The following is an 18,743-nucleotide window of genomic DNA, read 5'->3' on the forward strand; positions in this document are numbered from 1 at the left end:
TTAAGGAGGAAAGAAACATGGCAAAAGCAAAATTTGAGAGAAGCAAGCCACACGTAAATATCGGAACCATCGGTCACGTAGACCATGGTAAGACCACACTTACTGCGGCAATCACAACTGTACTGTCCCAGAAGGGATTTGCACAGGCAACCAAGTATGACCAGATCGACAAGGCTCCAGAAGAGAAGGAAAGAGGAATCACCATCAACACTTCTCATGTAGAGTACGAGACAGACAACAGACACTACGCACACGTAGACTGTCCTGGACATGCTGACTATGTAAAGAACATGATCACCGGAGCAGCACAGATGGACGGAGCAATCCTTGTTGTATCTGCAGCTGACGGCCCAATGCCACAGACCAGAGAGCATATCCTTCTGGCATCCAGAGTAGGAGTTAACTACATCGTAGTATTCCTGAACAAGGCAGATATGGTAGACGATCCAGAACTGCTTGAACTGGTAGAAATGGAAGTAAGAGAACTGCTTTCCGAGTATGATTTCCCAGGAGATGACACACCAGTAATCGCAGGATCTGCACTGGAAGCTCTTGAGAACCCAACAGACGAAGTGAAGACCAAGCCAATTCTGGACCTGATGGCAGCAGTAGACAGCTACATCCCAACACCAGAAAGACAGACCGACAAGCCATTCCTGATGCCTGTAGAAGATGTATTCACCATCACAGGTAGAGGAACCGTAGCTACTGGTAGAGTAGAAAAGGGTATCCTGAAGGTTGGAGACGAAGTTGAGCTGGTAGGACTGAGAGAAGACAGCAGAAAGGTAGTATGTACAGGAGTAGAAATGTTCAGAAAGCTTCTGGATTCTGCTGAAGCTGGAGACAACATCGGAGCACTTCTTAGAGGTATCCAGAGATCTGAAATCGAAAGAGGCCAGGTTCTTGCTAAGCCAGGATCAGTAAAGCCACACACCAAGTTCGTAGGACAGGTATACGTACTGAAGAAGGAAGAAGGCGGAAGACACACCCCATTCTTCGACGGATACAGACCACAGTTCTATTTCAGAACTACTGACGTAACTGGAAACATCAAGCTTCCAGAAGGAATGGAAATGGTAATGCCTGGGGACCATATCGACATGAATGTTGAGCTGATCACCCCAATCGCTATGGACGAAGGACTGAGATTCGCTATCCGTGAGGGTGGAAGAACTGTAGGTTCAGGCGTTGTTACTACCATCAACGAATAATTGAATTTTAACCGGAGAGAGAAATCTCTCCGGTTATTTTTTTGTTTTATGAGGGTTGTTACGCTTATTATAAAACAATGTGAAAGAAGAAAAAAATAGAATATACGCTACAGATGCTGGTTTACATAGCAAATTACAAATTCCTAACAATCAGAATGCTGGGGTTTACAGCGTAACAATGTTATGCTATAGTAATAAAAGAATGAAAAGAATGAACGGGGGGATACATCGATGACTGAGCTGCTCCTTGAAGATAAAAAGGGTTTTATAAGGTATCTGATTGGGTGTTTTATTTTGCTGTCTGAGTTTTTACTGACGAATTATGCCATTGCCAAGATTGCTGGAGTGGTCCAGACGGGGGATCTTTCGGATCTTATCAAGTACGGGATATTTGGATTTCTTGCATTTATTTACGCAGGTGTGGTTTTCATTTTCTCAAGGCTTCTCAGAATTGGCTACATGAGAGATACTACATTGAGAATCAGAAGAAGAGCCTTTGAGAACATCATGACAAAAACTACCCGTTCCTTTAATAAAAAACTGAAGAATGAGTATATCTCAAATCTCGTGAATGACATCAATACTTTTGAGGGAAAATACTTTCATGCGCTTTTAAATCTCATCTTCGGCGCAGAGATTTACCTTGCCAGTCTTTTGATTCTCTTTTATCTGGAATGGGATCTGGCACTGATTATGGTTGGAGTCTCTTTCCTGATTTTTCTCATCAACCGTGCTTTTCAAAAGAAGACCATCCGTATGCAGGAAGATGTGCAGAGAAGCGGAGAGCGGTTTACAGTGAATATTGCAAATACCTTTTCTGGACTGGAGATCCTGAAACTGAACCGGATTGAAGAACGGTTTCTTCTGGGGTCCAAAAGAGAAACGGAGAAGCTGGAGACGAGAAAGGCCAGTGTCAACATCTTTACCTTTTGGCAGGGCCGTTTTTCGAATTTCCTGGGATTTATCACGACGATTCTGATTCTTTACTACATCATCAGCGATCTGGAGCCTGGTTATGACCTGACTAGGGTGATGTTTGTCATTTCCATGGCCAGCTCCACCATCTGGCCTATTACGGAAATCATGCCGCTTTTCAATGTGCTGAAATCCAATGCCACCATCATTGAAAATATCCTCAGGAAAGAAGAAGAGGGAGATAGAAATTTGGAACAGAAACCCTACGACTTCAAGAAGACTATAGAAGTGAAAGATCTGACGTTTTCCTATGGAGACCGAAGAATCATCACCAAAGGCAATGTGGTTCTGGAGAAAGGGAAGAAGTATCTTCTCAAAGGTGCCAGTGGTGCTGGAAAGTCCACCTTCATTCAGCTTCTGTCCAAAGTTTATGAGGATTATGAGGGGGAGATACTCATCGATGGAAGGGATCTTCGGGAGATTTCGGAAGACAGCTTCAATCAGCATGTGAGTTTCATCTACCAGGACGTTTTCCTTTTTGAAGACAGCATCCGGAACAACATCTGCCTGTATAAGACATATGAAGAGAAGGACATTGAGAAGGCTGTAGAGGGAGCGGGTCTGCTGCCGCTTCTTGAGAAAAAGGAAAAAGGGCTTGAAGAAGCTGTAGAAGAAAATGGAAAGAACCTTTCGGGAGGTGAGCGTCAGAGAATTTCCATCGCCCGGGCCATCATCAGAAATCCTCAGATTCTTTTTGCGGATGAGGTCACTTCATCACTGGATGAATCCTTGGGAAGACTGGTGGAGGAGACCATCTTGTCTCTGGAGACCACTGTCATAGCTATTTCTCATCGCTTCTATGAGGGAATCACTGAAAAATATGATGCGGTGATTGAAATCAAAAATGGCGGACTTCATCTAAAAAAGATGCAAGATTATCTGAAGGAGGTGCAGGTTATTGAAGAGGATATATAACAGAACCATGGCACTCTTAATGGGAACCCTTCTTGTGGGGGCCATCGCAAAAGGGGTCAGCGGATACATGACGCTTCTGACAAGAGACCTGGTGGATACCTCTCTTCGTCCTGGAATGCCTGGATTTCAGGATATCGCACTTCGGATGGTTGTATTCGCCTTTGTGCTGTTTCTTCTGGAGACGCTGCTTTCTTTTGTGAAGGGGTATTATAGAAAAAAGACCAATGTGCATCTGAAAATGTATTACTTGGAAAAAATCTTTCAAAAAAACATCAATGAGTTCAATAAGGACAGCAATGCGAAATACGTATCTCATATGATGAGCGACCTCAATACAGTGGATCTGGATTATATTGATGGGATTTTTGAATTGGCTCTGTCTGTGATTTCCTTTGTGATTACCATTGTGATCATTGGTGGAGTGAGTATGGAGCTGCTGGTCATTGTGCTTGTGGTGGGAGGTCTTGTGGGAGTGCTCTCCAACGTACTCTCCAAACCCATCCAAAAGCTCTATGCGGAGCGAAGCGGACTTTATGATAAGTACACGCATTATCTGCAGGAAGTGCTCTCTGCTTTTCGGATCATCCGAGTGAACAGTCTATATCCTCGTGTGGAAACACAGTTTTCGGGCCGAAGTGAAAAGCTTCAGGAGAAAAGTTTTGAGATTGAAAAGAAGTCCACCTATATCTATGCGGTGCAGAATTTCATGATCAACTTCGTGGTGCTTTTTGTCATGGTCATCTCTGTATACTACGCGGTGCTTGGAAAAATCACATTCGGTGGTGTCATTCTCATTCTTAATAATTTCTCTTCGCTCATTGGGCCTTTCCAAAGAGCCAGTGAGCTTCTTCCTAAAATAATCAGTACAAAAGCACTTTTTAAAGTGCTGGATGAGTCTTTGATCAATCAGGAAGTTCTGAACGAAACAGAAGAGCTTCAGAGATTTCAAGAAGAGATCTCGTTTGAGGGAGTCGCTTTCTCTTATGGTGAGAATAAAGTGCTGGAAGACCTGACGCTTTCATTAAAGAAGAATGGCAAGTACCTCATAGTAGGTCCGAGTGGTGGAGGGAAGTCCACTTTTCTAAAGCTGTTACGCAAATATTTCCATCCTCAGACGGGCGGTATTTATGTAGATGGGAAACCGCTGAATCAGATTACGAAGGAAAGTTATTTCAGGCATCTTTCCAATGTGGAGCAGAATGTCTTCATGTTTGATGATACGCTGCGGAACAATCTGACACTGCTGAAGGATACAAAGGAAGAAAAGCTGAATGAAGCGATCCGACGTGCTGGCCTTACAAGTTTTGTGGAGAATCTGCCCCAAGGACTGGAAACGGTCATTGAGGACAACGGAAGAAACATCTCGGGTGGGGAGCGGTCAAGAATTGCGATTGCGAGAGCTCTGCTTAATGAATCGGAGATCCTTATTCTGGATGAAGCGTTCCAGAGTCTCGATTATGAGACCGCCCGTGCCATTGAGAGAACCATTCTGGATCTGCCTGAACTCACTGTGGTGAATGTCAGCCATATTCTGATTCCGGAGAATAAAAACGCTTATGATGAGATGCTGTATGTGGACCGGAAGAGGATTGAACGGGTACCCATCCGTGGAGTTTAATGAATCCAGCGCAAGGTGAAAGCGTTTTTTCATTAGGATGTATAATAGAAACAGGAAAATATTAACAAACAGTCGGTGAATTCCGGCTGTTTTTGCGTAAATTATAATAATCACTAGTATAAAAAATACTTTTATAAAATTATTGCTCTAGAAGGTGAAACTAAGTATAATAAGAAGGATGTTCAGTGAAAGATTCATGAATCTTTGCCGGTGAGTGAATTTTTTATTGAAACGATCGCTATAATATTGTATAATGTTATAGTTACAGCAAACAGCGAAGATTCAAGAGGTTGCTGGACTTAACAGGTAATTCTTGATGAGCAAGTCAGGTCACGAACCCGGCGAGGGTATCCTGGCTGTATTCTGGTGCGGACTCAATGTATGAAACACCCGGTGCAGTTTACGATATCCGCTGTTGTGCGAAAGAAGTATAGCGTACAAAGAAAAAGGAGGTAACAAAATGGCAAAACAGAAGATCAGAATCAGACTAAAGGCTTTTGATCACAGCGTGCTGGATGCATCCGCTGAAAGAATTGTTGAGACTGCAAAGTCCTCAGGAGCAAAGGTTGTAGGACCAGTTCCACTACCTACTGAGAAGGAAATCATCACAGTTCTTAGAGCAGTGCACAAGTACAAGGATTCAAGAGAACAGTTTGAGGTTAGAACTCACAAGAGACTGATCGACATCGTGAATCCATCACCTAAGACTGTGGATGCACTGATGCGACTGGATCTACCAGCTGGCGTTGATATCGAAATTAAGCTGTAAGAATAGTTTATAGTTCACTCTATGAACTGTTATGACCGCATGGGAAACTGTGCGATCCGCTAATAAGTTTGGAGGTAAGAAAATGAAAAAAGCAATTATGGGTACCAAGATTGGTATGACCCAGATTTTTGACGAAAACGGGAAAATCGTTCCTGTAACTGTTGTTGAAGCTGCACCTAACGTTGTGGTTCAAGTGAAGACAACTGAAAAAGAAGGCTATGATGCAATTCAGGTTGGTTATGGCGAAATCAGAGAAAATCTAGTAAATAAGCCAAGACAAGGTCAGTTCAAGAAGGCTGGCGTTGGCGTGAAGAGACTTCTTAAGGAGTTCAAACTTGAAGGAGGAAACCTGGAAGTAGGTACCGAAATCAAGGTGGATATATTTGAAGCTGGAGAAAAGGTTGACGTTTCCGGTCTTTCAAAGGGTAAAGGATTTGCTGGTGTAATCAAGAAGTGGAACTTCAGCAGAGGACCAGAAACACACGGTTCCAAGTTCCATAGAGCAGTAGGTTCCATGGGTGCATCATCCTCACCATCCAGAACATTCAAGAACAAGAAGATGCCTGGAAGAATGGGTCATGTAAACACAACCGTACTGAATCTTGAAATCGTCAAAGTAATGCCAGAAAAGAATGTAATTCTAATTAAGGGTGGAATCCCAGGACCAAACAAGAGTGTGGTTGTAATTAGAAATTCAGTCAAGGCATAAATCTTAATTGAAAGGAGGATACAAAATGCCTACAGTAGGATTATTCAATATTGAAGGAAAGAAAGTTGGAGACGTAACTCTGAACGAGAGCGTATTCAACGTTGAAGTTAATAAGGCAGTACTGCACCAGGTAGTTGTTGCACAGCTTGCAAACAAGAGACAGGGTACACAGTCTGCAAAGACCAGAGCTGAAGTCAGAGGTGGTGGAATCAAGCCATGGAGACAGAAGGGTACTGGTAGAGCAAGACAGGGGTCCATCAGATCTCCACAATGGGCTGGCGGAGGTATCGTATTTGCGCCAAAGCCAAGAGAATACAGAGTTTCACTTCCTAAGAGCATGAGAAGAGTGGCTATGAAGTCTGCTCTGACCGCTAAGGTTCTTGAAAATGAAATGATCGTTCTTGAAAGCCTGGAGATGGATGCACCAAAGACCAAGGCCATCGTAACCATGCTGAAAGCTTTCGATGTAAAGAAGGCACTCATCGTTACAGCTGAGTCCAATGCAAATGTCTACAAGTCGGGTAGAAATGTTGAAGGTATCCAGGTAATCCCTGTGAACAATATCAACGTATACGACCTGCTGAAATATGACAACCTGATCATCACAAAGGATGCAGTATCTAGGCTTGAGGAGGTGTACGCATAATGAAAAAGTTAACAGCATATGATATCATCAGAAAGCCTGTTATCACAGAAAAATCCATGGATGCCATGGCAGACAGAAAGTACACATTCTTGGTACATCCAAGTGCAAACAAGGTTGAAATCAAGAAAGCTGTAGAAGAAGTCTTCGGCGTTCAGGTTGAAGATGTAAAGACCATGAATTCTCTTGGAAAATACAAGAGAATGGGTGTGCACGTAGGTAAGAGAGCTGACACAAAGAAAGCGATCGTAACCTTGAAGGCAGACAGCAAGACCATCGAGTTCTTCGACAACATGAACTAAGACTGGTCAAACTATTGGTTTCTTAAACCAGATAAGAGAATTAAGGAGGAACGTAATTATGGCTATTAAGAGTTATAAGCCAACTACCCCTTCAAGAAGACATATGACCGTAAATGCTTTCGTGGAAATCACCACAGACAAGCCAGAGAAGTCACTTCTTGTTGCGAAGAACAGAACCGCGGGAAGAAATGCCCAAGGTAAGATTACTGTAAGACATCGTGGTGGCGGTGCGAAGAGAAAGTACAGAATCATCGACTTTAAGAGAAATAAAGATAATATCCCTGCTAGAGTGGCAACAATCGAATACGATCCAAACAGATCCGCATTCATTGCCCTAGTAGTATATGCAGATGGAGAAAAGAGATACATTCTTGCTCCAATAGGCATCAAGGTTGGAGACGTTCTGGTTTCCGGTCCAAATGCGGACATCAAGCCAGGAAATGCTCTTCCAATGCAGAACATCCCAGTAGGTACCTTCATCCACAACATCGAGCTTGCAGCTGGTAAGGGTGGACAGATGGTAAGATCCGCTGGTACTTCCGCTCAGCTTATGGCGAAGGAAGGAAACTACGCTACACTGAGACTCCCATCAGGGGAAATGAGATATGTCAGAATCGAATGTAGAGCAACCATCGGTACTGTTTCCAACCAGACACACGAAATCATCAAGATTGGTAAGGCTGGTAGAAAGAGACATATGGGTATCAGACCTACAGTCAGAGGTTCTGTCATGAACCCAGTAGACCATCCACACGGTGGTGGTGAAGGTAAAACACCAATCGGTAGACCAGCACCAGTTACACCATGGGGTAAGCCTGCACTTGGTTACAAGACAAGAAAGACCAAGAAGTATTCAGACAGACTTATCATCAAGGGAAGAACAAAGTAGGAAGAAGCCTCTTCCTTTTAGGAAGAGTTTCTTCTACAACCTTATAATTTCCGAAGGGAGGAAAATTAAACGTGAGTAGATCAGTAAAAAAAGGGCCTTTCGTGCACGAAGGTCTTATGAAGAAGATAATCGAAATGAACAAGGCTAAGGACAAGAAAGTTGTCAAGACTTGGTCAAGAAGCTCAACAATTTTTCCAGAAATGATTGGGCATACCATCGCAGTTCATGACGGAAGAAAGCATGTTCCAGTCTATATCTCTGAAGATATGGTTGGCCACAAGCTTGGTGAGTTCGCTCTTACAAGAACTTACAGAGGTCATGTGAGCGAAAAGAAGTCAAAGATGAGATAGTTTTATCGTAATCGAAAGGAGGATCATTAATGGAAGCTAGAGCTATTAATAAGTATGTTAGAATGTCACCATTGAAGGTGAGAATCGTTCTGGACCTTATTAGAAACAAGAATGTAGAAGAAGCAATGGCAATTCTTGAGTATACACACAAGGATGCAGCTGTTGTTATCAATAAAGTGTTGAAGTCCGCTGTTGCGAATGCAGAAAACAACCTGGAACTCAACAGAGATTCCCTTTATGTATCTGAAGCTTACTGTGGACCAGGACCGGTTCTTAAGAGATACCAGCCTCATGCACAGGGTAGAGCATTCAGCATCATGAAGAGAACCACACACATCACTGTAGTGGTAAAAGAAAGAGCTTAGAAAAGGAGGTATTTGAATAGTGGGACAGAAAGTAAATCCACACGGCCTTAGAGTCGGTGTTATCAAGGACTGGAACGCAAAGTGGTATGCAGACAAGAAGACATTTGCTGCCAATATTGTTGAAGACCAGAAAATTAGAGAATTCATCAAGAAGAAGCTTTTTAATGCTGGAATTTCCGAGATCGTAATCGAAAGAGCAGCAAAGAGAGTTAAAGTTAATATCCATACTGCAAAGCCTGGTGTAGTCATCGGTAGAGGTGGAGCAGGAATTGAAGCCCTGAAGAAAGAAATGCTGCCTCTTGTAAGCGGTAAGACTCTTTTACTGAACATTGTTGAAGTAAAGTATGTTGATGGAGATGCACAGCTGATGGCTGAAAGCATTGCACAGCAGCTTGAGAAGAGAATCTCCTTCAGAAGAGCTATGAAGCAGACCATCCAGAGAGCCATGAGAACAACTGGCGTTAAGGGTGTAAAGACCATGTGTGGTGGAAGACTTGGCGGAGCTGAAATCGCTAGAAGCGAATTTTACCGTGAAGGAACCATTCCACTGCAGACACTAAGAGCAGATATCCAGTATGGTTTCGCTGAAGCGAACACCACTTATGGAAAAATCGGAGTAAAGGTTTGGGTCTATAAAGGCGAAATACTTCCTGTTAAGAAGAACAAGGAAGCGACTAACGCTTAATCCAATAGACGAAGAAAGGAGGAATTCGACATGTTAATGCCTAAGAGAGTAAAGCGTCGTAAGGTGCAGAAGGGCAGAATGAGGGGAAAAGCTACTAGAGGTAATTTCCTTGCCTATGGAGATTTTGGAATTCAGGCAACTGAGTGCGGATGGCTTACATCCAATCAGATCGAATCTGCCAGAATTGCAATCAATAGATACATCAGAAGAGGAGGAAAGCTTTGGATCAAGGTTTTCCCAGATAAGCCAATCACTCAGAAGCCAGCTGAAGTAAGAATGGGATCCGGTAAGGGTAACGTTGAGTACTGGGTGGCAGTAGTGAAGCCTGGAAGAGTTCTGTTTGAGCTTTCAGGAGTTGACGAAGAAAAGGCAAGAGAAGCGATGAGACTAGCTCAGCACAAGCTTCCTATATCCACAAAGTTCGTCACAAGAAGAGATTTTGAAGAAATGGGTGGTGAAGAATAATGAAGGCGAAAGAGTTAAAGAATTTAAGAGCCGCAAGCTCCCAAGATCTTTCAGCAAAGCTTCATGATCTTAAGGAAGAACTTTTCAATCTGAGATTCCAGTTAGCCACTGGTCAGCTTGAAAATCCCATGAGAATTAAAGAAGTTAGAAAGTCCATTGCTCAGATTAAAACCATCATTAGAGAAGAAGAGATTAAGGCTGTCAGCAATTAATCTGTGAAAGGAGGTCATTAACTTATGGAGAGAAATAACAGAAAAACCAGAGTAGGCGTAGTTGTATCCGACAAGATGGATAAGACCATCGTTGTTGCGGTAAAGACTAAGGTTAGACATCCGCTCTATGGTAAGACAATGAACAGAACAATGAAGTATAAAGCGCACGATGAAAACAACGAAGCGCAGATCAATGACACAGTAATGATCATGGAAACAAGACCTATCTCTAAGGATAAGAGATGGAGACTTGTGGAGATCGTTGAAAAGGCTAAGTAGCATATATAGCTGAAAGGAGGTAAATCATGATTCAACAGCAGACATTGCTAAAAGTTGCAGATAATTCTGGAGCTAAGGTAATCATGTGTATAAAGGTACTCGGCGGAACAAGAAGAAGATATGCCAGAGTAGGAGATATAATCGTTGCTAGCGTTAAGAGTGCAACACCAGGCGGAGTTGTTAAAAAAGGTGAAGTGGTTAAGGCGGTAGTTGTAAGAACTGTCAAGGAAACCAAGAGACCTGATGGAACATACATCCGATTTGATGAAAACGCAGCAGTAATCATTAAGGACGACAAGAACCCAAAAGGTACCCGTATTTTCGGGCCAGTTGCAAGAGAACTTAGAGACAAGGAAACCTTCTCTAAAATACTTTCTCTAGCACCTGAAGTTCTTTAGAAGGAGAGGTGGCTAAGAGATGAAGGTACATGTTAAAAAGAACGATAAAGTTATGGTAGTTTCCGGGAAGGACAAAGGAAAGGTTTCCGAAGTCATCGCGGTATTACCAAAGACTGGCAAAGTGCTTGTTCGTGACGTAAACATGGTCAAGAAGCACAAGAAGCCAAGCAGAGCGAATATGAACGGCGGAATTATTGAAACAGAAGCCCCAATATTCAGTGCTAAGGTAATGCTCTACTGCGAAAAATGCAAGGCTGTTACAAGAGTTTCCAAGAAGATCACAGAAGATGGAAGCAAAGTTAGAGTCTGCAAGAAGTGCGGCACCGTACTTTAGTAAATTTTGAAAGGAGGACCACTGAAGATGCCAAGATTACAAGAAGTTTATAATGAACAGGTCATCCCAAAGATGATGGAAAAGTTCGGATATAAGAATATTATGGAAGTACCAAAGCTCGAAAAGATTGTTATCAACATGGGTGTTGGTAAGGCAAAGGAAAACGCAAAGATTCTAGAATCTGCTGTGTCAGATCTTACAATCATTGCAGGACAGAAGCCAATTATCACTAAGGCAAAGAAGTCCGTTGCGAACTTCAAGCTGAGAGAAGATATGCCAATCGGATGCAAGGTTACTTTAAGAAAGGCCCAGATGTTCCAGTTTGCTGACAAGCTGATCAATATCGCTCTTCCACGTGTAAGAGACTTTAGAGGCGTATCTGACAAGTCCTTTGATGGAAGAGGTAACTACTCTTTAGGAATCAAAGAACAGCTGATATTCCCTGAAATTGAGTATGATAAGATTGACGCAATCAGAGGAATGGACATTGTATTCGTCACTACAGCGAAGACAGATGAAGAAGCCAGGGAACTGTTAAGATTCCTCGGAATGCCATTTGCTCAATAATAAGGAGGGAATAACGTGGCTCGTAAGGCAATTATAGAAAAATGGAAGAAAACACCAAAGTATCCAACACAGGCTTACACAAGATGCAACCTTTGCGGAAGACCTCATGCTGTTTTAAGTAAGTATGGTATCTGCAGAATTTGTTTCAGAGAACTTGCATACAAGGGAGAAATTCCTGGTGTCAAGAAGGCAAGCTGGTAATACTTTAAATAGTGAAAGGAGGCAAATAAATGGTTATGACTGATCCTATAGCAGACCTTCTAACTAGAGTTAGAAATGCGAATTCTGCTAGACATGAAGTTGTAGAAGTACCCTCTTCTAATGTTAAGAAGGCGGTTGCAAATATATTACTGAACGAAGGATACGTAAAGGGAATCGAAGAGTACAACGACGGTGTTGTGCCTATGATGAGAATTGCCCTGAAGTATGGTAGCAACAAAGAAAGAGTTATCACTGGTTTAAAGAGAATTTCCAAGCCAGGCCTAAGAGTATACTGTAAAGCGGACGAAGTTCCAAAGGTTCTAAACGGACTGGGTGTTGCTGTTATTTCAACATCACAAGGGGTATTACCTGATAGAGAAGCAAGAAAGCTTGGACTAGGTGGAGAAGTAATCTGCTACATCTGGTAGTCAATAAGATTACGATCTTAATTAACAGGAGGTTAGATGAATGTCAAGAATTGGTAGAATGCCAATAGCAATTCCTGCCGGAGTAACCTTTAATGTTTCACCTGAAAATGTTGTAACAGTAAAAGGACCTATGGGCACACTGGAAAAAGCTATGCACAAGAATATCACTATTAGCGTTGAAGACGGTCAGGTTGTTGTAACTAGACCCAACGATGATAAAGAAAACAGAGCACTTCACGGACTTGTAAGAGCTCTTGTGAACAATATGGTAGTTGGAGTATCTGAAGGATACAAGAAAACACTGGAACTTGTTGGTGTTGGTTACAGAGCACAGCTCCAGGGAAAGAAACTGGTAATGAACCTTGGTTTCTCCCATCCAGTAGAATTCGAAGCCATTGATGGAATTGAATTTGAAATCGTAAGCCCAACTAAGCTCATCGTCAAGGGAATTGATAAGGAACTTGTAGGTGACGTATCTGCTGATATCAGAGCTTGGAGAAAGCCAGAGCCATATAAGGGCAAGGGTATTAAGTTCGAAGGCGAAGTAATCAGACGTAAGGTTGGTAAGACTGGTAAGTAGAAATAAGAAAGGAGTGAACCTGAATGTTCAACAAAGAAGATAAAAGGGCGACTAGAGTTAGACGTCACGCTAGGGTTCGTAAGAAGGTCAGCGGTACAGCAGAAAGACCAAGACTTTCTGTGTACAGAAGTGAAAAGAATATTTATGCTCAGATCATCGATGATGTGAATGGAGTGACTCTTGTTTCTGCCTCATCAGTAGAAAAAGATTTCGATGGAGCAGGTAGCAATAAGGACGCAGCTGCTAAAGTTGGAGTTTTAGTTGCGAAGAAAGCACTGGATAAGGGAATTAAGACTGTCGTATTTGACAGAGGTGGATTTATTTACCACGGAAGAATTGAAGCCCTTGCCCAAGCAGCTAGAGAAGCTGGACTAGAATTCTAAGAAGGAGGAAGAAAGAAGTGAGAATTGATCCTAGCACACTAGACCTAAAAGAAAAAGTTGTACACATAGGTAGAGTAACTAAAGTTGTTAAGGGTGGTAGAAACTTCAGATTCGCAGCTCTAGTAGTTGTAGGAGATGAAAATGGCCACGTTGGAGTCGGTATGGGTAAGTCCATCGAAATTCCTGAAGCAATCAGAAAAGGCGTTGAAGACGCAAAGAAGAACCTTGTTTCAGTAACAATTGATGGAACCACTGTTCCACACCAGATCAATGGAATTTTCGGTACTGGTAAGGTAGTTATTATGCCTGCCGCTGAAGGTACTGGAATCATTGCAGGTGGTCCTGCCAGAGTAGTTCTTGAGCTTGCGGGCTTCAAGGATGTAAGAGCGAAGTCTCTTGGCTCAAACAACCCAAGCAACATGGTAAAAGCTACCATTAATGGACTTGCAAGTCTTAGATCAGCTGAAACAATTGCAGCACTAAGAGGCAAGACTGTTGAAGAAATTATAGGATAGGAGGGGTTATACTTGTCTAAGATTAAGGTAACACTGAAAAAGAGCCTAATTGGAAGAAAGAAGGACCATATCGGTACCGCCAAGGCACTTGGACTTTCAAAGATTGGCAAGTCAATCGAACATAATGATACTCCTCAAGTTAGAGGTATGATCAAAAAGATCGAATATCTTCTACAGGTAGAAGAAGCGTAAAAGTAAGAGGAGGTGTAAATAGATATGAAACTTCATGAGTTAAAGCCCGTTGAAGGCTCAAGAAAAGCTCAAAAGAGAGTAGGTAGAGGTACTGGTTCAGGTCTGGGTAAGACTTCCGGTAAAGGACAGAAGGGTCAGAAATCCCGTTCAGGCGGTGGCGTAAAGCCAGGTTTTGAAGGTGGACAGATGCCACTGTACAGAAGACTTCCTAAGAGAGGTTTTACCAATATCTTCGCGAAGCAGATCGTAGAGGTGAATGTTGAAAGACTGAACATCTTCGAAAATGGCACAGAAGTAACTGAGGCACTACTAAAGGAAAGAGGCGTTGTATCCAAGACTTTGGATGGCGTGAAGATCCTTGGTAATGGTGAACTGACCAAGTCCTTAACCGTTAAAGTAAGTAGATTCTCAAAATCAGCACAGGAGAAGATAGAAGCTGCTGGAGGAAAAGTTGAGGTGATTTAATGTTACAGACGCTGAAGAATGCATGGAAACTGCCAGACCTAAGAAAAAGAATACTGTTTACAGTATTTATAGTTTTCATATTCAGACTCGGAAACTTTATCGTAGTACCGAACATTAATGCGGATGCGCTAAAGGATCTTGCTAATTCCCAGACACTTGTTGGTTTTTACGATCTGATTTCTGGTGGCGCGTTTTCAAACTTTAGCATATTTGCTATGGGTGTGACGCCTTACATCAATGCATCTATTATTATGCAGCTCATGAACGTAATCATCCCCAAGCTGGAACAGCTTTCTAAAGAAGGACAGGAAGGAAGAGCAAAGATACAGAATTATACCAAGTATCTGGCCATCGTCATCGGAGCAGTTCAGGCGTACGGTACATATGTACTGATTTACAATGCCGGTGCTGTGGAGAAGGACAGCTTCCTTAATACTGTACTGATCATCATGACACTGCTTGCAGCGTCAATGTTCCTGATTTGGCTTGGAGACCGGATCACCGAGAAGGGTGTGGGGAACGGCGTGTCTGTTCTCATTTTCATCAACATCGTATCCAGAATCCCCATGATGGCCACTCAGGTAGGTGTGCTTTACTCAGGTGGTGCTGTGGATATCGTCAGCCTGGTACTCTTTGCTCTTGCAATGGCGGCTCTCTTTGTTGGCACGGTGGCTTTCTCCCTAGGAGAAAGACGTATTCCGGTCCAGTATGCAGGTAGAGTTTCCGGAACGAAGCAGATTAAAGGCCAGTCTTCACATATTCCAGTCAGCGTAAGTTCAGCATGCGTTATCGCAATCATCTTCGCCATGTCTGTGATGCAGTTCCCTGCAACACTGGCAGAGTTCTTTAGAGGATCTAAAGTGCTGGAATGGCTAACTACAAGCAATTGGAGCATTTTCAAAGTGAATTCCCTCGGATATATGGTAGCATATGTCGTTCTGGTTATTTTCTTTGCAGTGTTCTACACACAAATTACCATGAAACCAGAAGATATGGCTGATAATATGGCCAAGTCCGGTGGTTATGTGGCAGGTATCAGACCAGGGGTTGCAACTGCAAAGTACCTGGAAAGAATTCTTACAAAAGTAGCGCTCATCGGTGGTGTATTTGCAGCACTCATCGCAGTGTTCCCAATCTTCCTGGAAGGCTATACCCCGTTCAAGGGTCTGGCATTCGGAGGAACCGTCATCTTCATTATGTCGGGTGTGGCGCTGGATACCATGAGACAGCTCGAATCACAGCTTGTGATGAGACACTACAAAGGATTCCTGAGCAAATAGAAAATTAGTTGGAGTTGATACCGTTGAGAATCATATTATTGGGACCTCCTGGAGCCGGTAAAGGCACCCAGGCGCAGTCAATCAGCAACAAGTATAATATCCCTCAGATTTCCACTGGCGATATCTTCAGAAAGAATATTGCGGGCGGAACTGAGCTTGGGATCTTAGCCAAAAGTTATATGGATAAGGGACTTTTAGTACCGGACAATGTGACCATTGATCTTGTGAAGAACAGACTGAAAGAGGATGACACCCATAATGGATTCTTGCTGGACGGTTTTCCAAGAACCATACATCAGGCAGAAGTGCTGGAAGCACTTCTGAAAGAGCAGAGCGTGGCCATTGATGTGGCCCTGCAGATCGAAGTCCCCAGAGAGTTCATCATTCAGAGAATGACAGGCAGAAGGGTTTGTCCCAACTGCGGTGCTTCCTACCATCTGGAATTCAACCCGCCGATGCTTCGAGGTATTTGCGATGACTGTGGTTCACACCTCATTCAACGTGAAGATGACAAGCGTGAGACGGTTGTGGAAAGACTGGAAATCTATGATTTTCAAACCGCCCCTTTGATTGCGTATTATACGGAGAAGGGTAAGCTGAAAACAGTAGACGGGACAAAGGCCATCAATGAGGTCTTTGAGGACATCATCAGAATTTTAGGAGAAGCAAATGATCATCATTAAGAATCAGTGGGAAATAGAGCGGATGAAAGAAGCAGGCAGAATTGTGGGCGAGACCTTGAAGCTGGTAGAGGAATCTATTAGACCAGGAATTTCCACATTGGCACTGGACAAAATCTGTGAAGAATTTATAATGAAGAGTGGAGCAATTCCATCCTTCAAGAATTACAACGGATTTCCAGGATCCATCTGTGCATCCGTCAATGAAGTGGTGGTACATGGCATTCCCAGCAAGGATATTATTCTTCGGGAAGGCGATATCATCACCATAGACTGTGGAGCATATATCAATGGATTTCATGGCGATGCGGCTAGAACCTTCCGGGTTGGGCGCGTCAGTGAGGAAGCAGACAGACTCATCCGGGTAACGGAAGAGAGCTTCTTCAAAGGACTTGAAATGGTACGGGTAGACAACCGCATCGGTGACATATCCAGTGCAGTTCAGGAACACCTGGAATCCAATGGACTCAGCGTGGTTCGAGATTTTACCGGTCATGGCATCGGGAAAGATCTGCATGAAAGTCCTAGTATCCCCAATTATGGCACAGCACATAGGGGACCTAAACTTCGTGCTGGCATGGCCTTGGCCATAGAGCCTATGGCAAACCTCGGTCTCTATCATGTGAAAGTGCTGGAAGACAACTGGACCGCTGTCACAAGAGACGGCAGTTTATCTGCACAGTATGAGAATACCGTGATTGTTACAGAAGAGGGACCGCTGATCACGACACTTGTTTAAGAAATGGAGCGTCTGTGTTTCTGCTAGAAAAGAGTGTTTTCATTCGAGAACGGGAGTGGAGTAATTGGACAAAGATTGGATCGGACAAATTGTTGTATCTAAAAAAGGAAGAGACAAAGGAAAATTCTATGTGGTGGTTTCCATCTTGGACCGTTTCCATGTACTTCTTATGGATGGCAAGAAGTTTGATTATAAAAGACAAAAAAGAAAAAACAAAAAACATCTTTGTATTATTACAAAAGCGGAAGACGAGATTCTACAAGGAATCCTTCGTCAGGATGAAGCTTGCTTGCAAAATATAATCAGGCGTTTAGCGCTTGAGGCAAAGGAGGTATAAGTACCTTATGTCAAAAGAAGATGTTATAGAGATGCAGGGTGTGGTGAAAGAATCCCTACCCAATGCACAGTTTGTGGTGGAACTCGAAAGTGGTCATATCATAAATGCACATCTCTCAGGAAAGTTAAGAATGAACTTTATCAGAATTCTACCAGGAGATCGCGTGACCATTGAAATGAGTCCATATGACCTTTCAAAGGGGCGTATAACCTGGAGAGCAAAGTAATTAAGGAGGGTTAGCGAGATGAAAGTTAGACCATCAGTTAAGCCTATTTGCGAAAAGTGCAAAGTAATCAAGAGAAACGGTAGGGTTATGGTAATTTGCGAAAACCCTAAGCACAAGCAAAAGCAAGGCTAATAAAAGTAAATTTTCAAATATACCAGGAGGTGTAGAGTTTAATGGCAAGAATTTCAGGTGTAGACTTACCAAAGCAGAAAAGAGTTGAAGTTGGTCTTACATACATTTATGGCATCGGTCTGTCCACTGCAAGAAACATCCTCAAGGAAACAGGTGTCAATGGTGACATCCGTGTGAAGGATCTTTCCGAAGAAGACGTCAATGCAATCAGAGAATATATCATTAAGAACATCAAGGTTGAAGGAGATCTTCGTAGAGAAGTAGCTCTTAATATCAAGAGACTTGTTGAAATCGGATGCTACAGAGGCATCAGACATAGAAGAGGTCTTCCTGTAAGAGGACAAAAGACCAAGACAAATGCAAGAACCAGAAAGGGTCCTAAGAAGACCATCGCAAATAAGAAGAAGTAAGGAGGGAAGTCATAATGGCAGCAGCTAAGAATACTAAAAGAGTCGTAAGAAGAAGAAGAGAAAGAAAGAACATTGAACATGGACAAGCTCATATTCAGTCTACTTTCAATAACTCCATCATTACCATCACGGATGCGGCAGGAAATGCACTTTCCTGGTCTAGTTCAGGTTCACTTGGATTCAAGGGTTCCAGAAAGAGCACACCATACGCTTCACAGATGGCAGCAGAAACTGCAGCTAAAGCAGCTATGGAGCATGGACTGAAGAGTGTTGAAGTTTACGTAAAGGGACCTGGTTCAGGTAGAGAAGCGGCCATCCGTTCACTACAGGCTGCAGGACTTGAAATTACTCTGATCAAGGATGTTACTCCAATTCCACACAATGGATGCAGACCACCTAAGAGAAGAAGAGTTTAGTTTCAATTTGTCCTAAGTTACCTGGGCGTTAGATCTGGGACCTTAAGAATCAGTTGCCCTCAGGATTATGTTG

32 protein-coding genes are annotated in these 18,743 nt (G+C 42.9%); all 32 read left to right on the top strand.

Annotated elements, in window-relative coordinates:
• Positions 1-17: 17 nt before the first annotated feature.
• The 32 genes from tuf (at position 18) to rpsK (ending at position 18,670) form a co-directional block, all read left to right on the top strand.
• Positions 18-1,211 (top strand): elongation factor Tu, encoded by a 1,194-nt coding sequence (gene tuf / locus T487_RS0112835; RefSeq protein ID WP_031577527.1) that lies wholly within the window; start codon positions 18-20, stop codon positions 1,209-1,211.
• Positions 1,212-1,442: 231 nt separating this feature from the next.
• Entirely contained in the window at positions 1,443-3,101 is a 1,659-nt protein-coding gene (locus T487_RS0112840; protein ID WP_031577528.1) for an ABC transporter ATP-binding protein, read from the top strand.
• Positions 3,085-4,719, top strand: a complete 1,635-nt coding sequence (locus T487_RS0112845) for an ABC transporter ATP-binding protein (RefSeq protein WP_031577529.1) — start codon at positions 3,085-3,087, stop codon at positions 4,717-4,719. The genes T487_RS0112840 and T487_RS0112845 overlap by 17 nt, the downstream gene beginning before the upstream one ends.
• 460 nt (positions 4,720-5,179) lie before the next feature.
• Positions 5,180-5,488 (top strand): 30S ribosomal protein S10, encoded by a 309-nt coding sequence (gene rpsJ, locus T487_RS0112850; protein ID WP_031577530.1) that lies wholly within the window; start codon positions 5,180-5,182, stop codon positions 5,486-5,488.
• Between the two features lie 82 nt (positions 5,489-5,570).
• Complete coding sequence (gene rplC / locus T487_RS0112855; RefSeq protein WP_031577531.1) at positions 5,571-6,197, top strand: 50S ribosomal protein L3; 627 nt, start codon at positions 5,571-5,573, stop codon at positions 6,195-6,197.
• Positions 6,198-6,222: 25 nt separating this feature from the next.
• Positions 6,223-6,843 carry a 50S ribosomal protein L4 gene (gene rplD, locus T487_RS0112860; protein WP_031577532.1) on the top strand — a complete coding sequence of 207 codons (621 nt, stop codon included), beginning with the start codon at positions 6,223-6,225 and terminating at the stop codon, positions 6,841-6,843.
• Positions 6,843-7,142: a 50S ribosomal protein L23 gene (gene rplW / locus T487_RS0112865; RefSeq protein WP_031577533.1), complete on the top strand. Its 300-nt coding sequence runs from the start codon at positions 6,843-6,845 to the stop codon at positions 7,140-7,142. The genes rplD and rplW overlap by 1 nt, the downstream gene beginning before the upstream one ends.
• A gap of 58 nt (positions 7,143-7,200) precedes the next feature.
• Positions 7,201-8,031, top strand: coding sequence for a 50S ribosomal protein L2 (rplB, locus tag T487_RS0112870; RefSeq protein WP_031577534.1), 831 nt, complete (start codon positions 7,201-7,203; stop codon positions 8,029-8,031).
• A gap of 71 nt (positions 8,032-8,102) precedes the next feature.
• Positions 8,103-8,381 (top strand): 30S ribosomal protein S19, encoded by a 279-nt coding sequence (rpsS, locus tag T487_RS0112875; RefSeq protein WP_031577535.1) that lies wholly within the window; start codon positions 8,103-8,105, stop codon positions 8,379-8,381.
• Positions 8,382-8,410: 29 nt separating this feature from the next.
• Positions 8,411-8,746, top strand: a complete 336-nt coding sequence (rplV, locus tag T487_RS0112880) for a 50S ribosomal protein L22 (RefSeq protein ID WP_031577536.1) — start codon at positions 8,411-8,413, stop codon at positions 8,744-8,746.
• A 19-nt stretch (positions 8,747-8,765) separates the two neighbouring features.
• The gene (gene rpsC, locus T487_RS0112885) at positions 8,766-9,431 is read left to right on the top strand and encodes a 30S ribosomal protein S3 (protein ID WP_031577537.1); all 666 of its coding nucleotides are present in this window, start codon (positions 8,766-8,768) and stop codon (positions 9,429-9,431) included.
• Between the two features lie 30 nt (positions 9,432-9,461).
• Positions 9,462-9,896, top strand: coding sequence for a 50S ribosomal protein L16 (gene rplP / locus T487_RS0112890; RefSeq protein WP_031577538.1), 435 nt, complete (start codon positions 9,462-9,464; stop codon positions 9,894-9,896).
• Entirely contained in the window at positions 9,896-10,108 is a 213-nt protein-coding gene (rpmC, locus tag T487_RS0112895; protein ID WP_031577539.1) for a 50S ribosomal protein L29, read from the top strand. Before rplP ends, rpmC begins: the two co-directional genes overlap by 1 nt.
• Before the next feature lie 24 nt (positions 10,109-10,132).
• Entirely contained in the window at positions 10,133-10,387 is a 255-nt protein-coding gene (rpsQ, locus tag T487_RS0112900) for a 30S ribosomal protein S17 (protein ID WP_031577540.1), read from the top strand.
• A gap of 26 nt (positions 10,388-10,413) precedes the next feature.
• Positions 10,414-10,785: a 50S ribosomal protein L14 gene (gene rplN, locus T487_RS0112905; RefSeq protein WP_031577541.1), complete on the top strand. Its 372-nt coding sequence runs from the start codon at positions 10,414-10,416 to the stop codon at positions 10,783-10,785.
• Positions 10,786-10,804: 19 nt separating this feature from the next.
• Entirely contained in the window at positions 10,805-11,119 is a 315-nt protein-coding gene (gene rplX, locus T487_RS0112910) for a 50S ribosomal protein L24 (RefSeq protein ID WP_031577542.1), read from the top strand.
• Between the two features lie 27 nt (positions 11,120-11,146).
• Positions 11,147-11,686, top strand: a complete 540-nt coding sequence (gene rplE / locus T487_RS0112915; RefSeq protein ID WP_031577543.1) for a 50S ribosomal protein L5 — start codon at positions 11,147-11,149, stop codon at positions 11,684-11,686.
• Between the two features lie 15 nt (positions 11,687-11,701).
• Positions 11,702-11,887: a type Z 30S ribosomal protein S14 gene (locus T487_RS0112920; protein WP_031577544.1), complete on the top strand. Its 186-nt coding sequence runs from the start codon at positions 11,702-11,704 to the stop codon at positions 11,885-11,887.
• Positions 11,888-11,916: 29 nt separating this feature from the next.
• Positions 11,917-12,315 (top strand): 30S ribosomal protein S8, encoded by a 399-nt coding sequence (gene rpsH, locus T487_RS0112925; protein ID WP_031577546.1) that lies wholly within the window; start codon positions 11,917-11,919, stop codon positions 12,313-12,315.
• 40 nt (positions 12,316-12,355) lie between these two features.
• Positions 12,356-12,895, top strand: coding sequence for a 50S ribosomal protein L6 (rplF, locus tag T487_RS0112930; RefSeq protein WP_031577547.1), 540 nt, complete (start codon positions 12,356-12,358; stop codon positions 12,893-12,895).
• A gap of 23 nt (positions 12,896-12,918) precedes the next feature.
• The gene (gene rplR / locus T487_RS0112935; RefSeq protein WP_031577548.1) at positions 12,919-13,278 is read left to right on the top strand and encodes a 50S ribosomal protein L18; all 360 of its coding nucleotides are present in this window, start codon (positions 12,919-12,921) and stop codon (positions 13,276-13,278) included.
• A 17-nt stretch (positions 13,279-13,295) separates the two neighbouring features.
• Positions 13,296-13,793 carry a 30S ribosomal protein S5 gene (gene rpsE / locus T487_RS0112940; protein ID WP_031577549.1) on the top strand — a complete coding sequence of 166 codons (498 nt, stop codon included), beginning with the start codon at positions 13,296-13,298 and terminating at the stop codon, positions 13,791-13,793.
• A 12-nt stretch (positions 13,794-13,805) separates the two neighbouring features.
• Positions 13,806-13,985 carry a 50S ribosomal protein L30 gene (rpmD, locus tag T487_RS0112945; protein ID WP_031577550.1) on the top strand — a complete coding sequence of 60 codons (180 nt, stop codon included), beginning with the start codon at positions 13,806-13,808 and terminating at the stop codon, positions 13,983-13,985.
• A 24-nt stretch (positions 13,986-14,009) separates the two neighbouring features.
• A complete protein-coding gene (gene rplO, locus T487_RS0112950) occupies positions 14,010-14,450 on the top strand; it encodes a 50S ribosomal protein L15 (protein ID WP_031577551.1) in 441 nt (146 codons plus the stop codon).
• Entirely contained in the window at positions 14,450-15,730 is a 1,281-nt protein-coding gene (secY, locus tag T487_RS0112955) for a preprotein translocase subunit SecY (protein ID WP_031577552.1), read from the top strand. The genes rplO and secY overlap by 1 nt, the downstream gene beginning before the upstream one ends.
• A gap of 23 nt (positions 15,731-15,753) precedes the next feature.
• Positions 15,754-16,413 carry an adenylate kinase gene (locus tag T487_RS0112960; protein WP_031577553.1) on the top strand — a complete coding sequence of 220 codons (660 nt, stop codon included), beginning with the start codon at positions 15,754-15,756 and terminating at the stop codon, positions 16,411-16,413.
• Positions 16,400-17,149 carry a type I methionyl aminopeptidase gene (map, locus tag T487_RS0112965; RefSeq protein ID WP_031577554.1) on the top strand — a complete coding sequence of 250 codons (750 nt, stop codon included), beginning with the start codon at positions 16,400-16,402 and terminating at the stop codon, positions 17,147-17,149. Before T487_RS0112960 ends, map begins: the two co-directional genes overlap by 14 nt.
• A gap of 64 nt (positions 17,150-17,213) precedes the next feature.
• Complete coding sequence (locus tag T487_RS15565) at positions 17,214-17,486, top strand: KOW domain-containing RNA-binding protein (protein ID WP_036909529.1); 273 nt, start codon at positions 17,214-17,216, stop codon at positions 17,484-17,486.
• Between the two features lie 7 nt (positions 17,487-17,493).
• Positions 17,494-17,712 (top strand): translation initiation factor IF-1, encoded by a 219-nt coding sequence (infA, locus tag T487_RS0112975; protein WP_031577556.1) that lies wholly within the window; start codon positions 17,494-17,496, stop codon positions 17,710-17,712.
• A gap of 18 nt (positions 17,713-17,730) precedes the next feature.
• Positions 17,731-17,844 (top strand): 50S ribosomal protein L36, encoded by a 114-nt coding sequence (gene rpmJ / locus T487_RS0112980; protein ID WP_031577557.1) that lies wholly within the window; start codon positions 17,731-17,733, stop codon positions 17,842-17,844.
• 41 nt (positions 17,845-17,885) lie between these two features.
• Positions 17,886-18,254: a 30S ribosomal protein S13 gene (gene rpsM, locus T487_RS0112985; RefSeq protein ID WP_031577558.1), complete on the top strand. Its 369-nt coding sequence runs from the start codon at positions 17,886-17,888 to the stop codon at positions 18,252-18,254.
• A 14-nt stretch (positions 18,255-18,268) separates the two neighbouring features.
• Entirely contained in the window at positions 18,269-18,670 is a 402-nt protein-coding gene (gene rpsK / locus T487_RS0112990; protein ID WP_031577559.1) for a 30S ribosomal protein S11, read from the top strand.
• The last annotated feature ends 73 nt before the right edge of the window (positions 18,671-18,743 follow it).

It is taken from the genome of Proteiniclasticum ruminis DSM 24773 (assembly GCF_000701905.1).
In the GTDB taxonomy this organism is placed as follows: domain Bacteria; phylum Bacillota; class Clostridia; order Clostridiales; family Clostridiaceae; genus Proteiniclasticum; species Proteiniclasticum ruminis.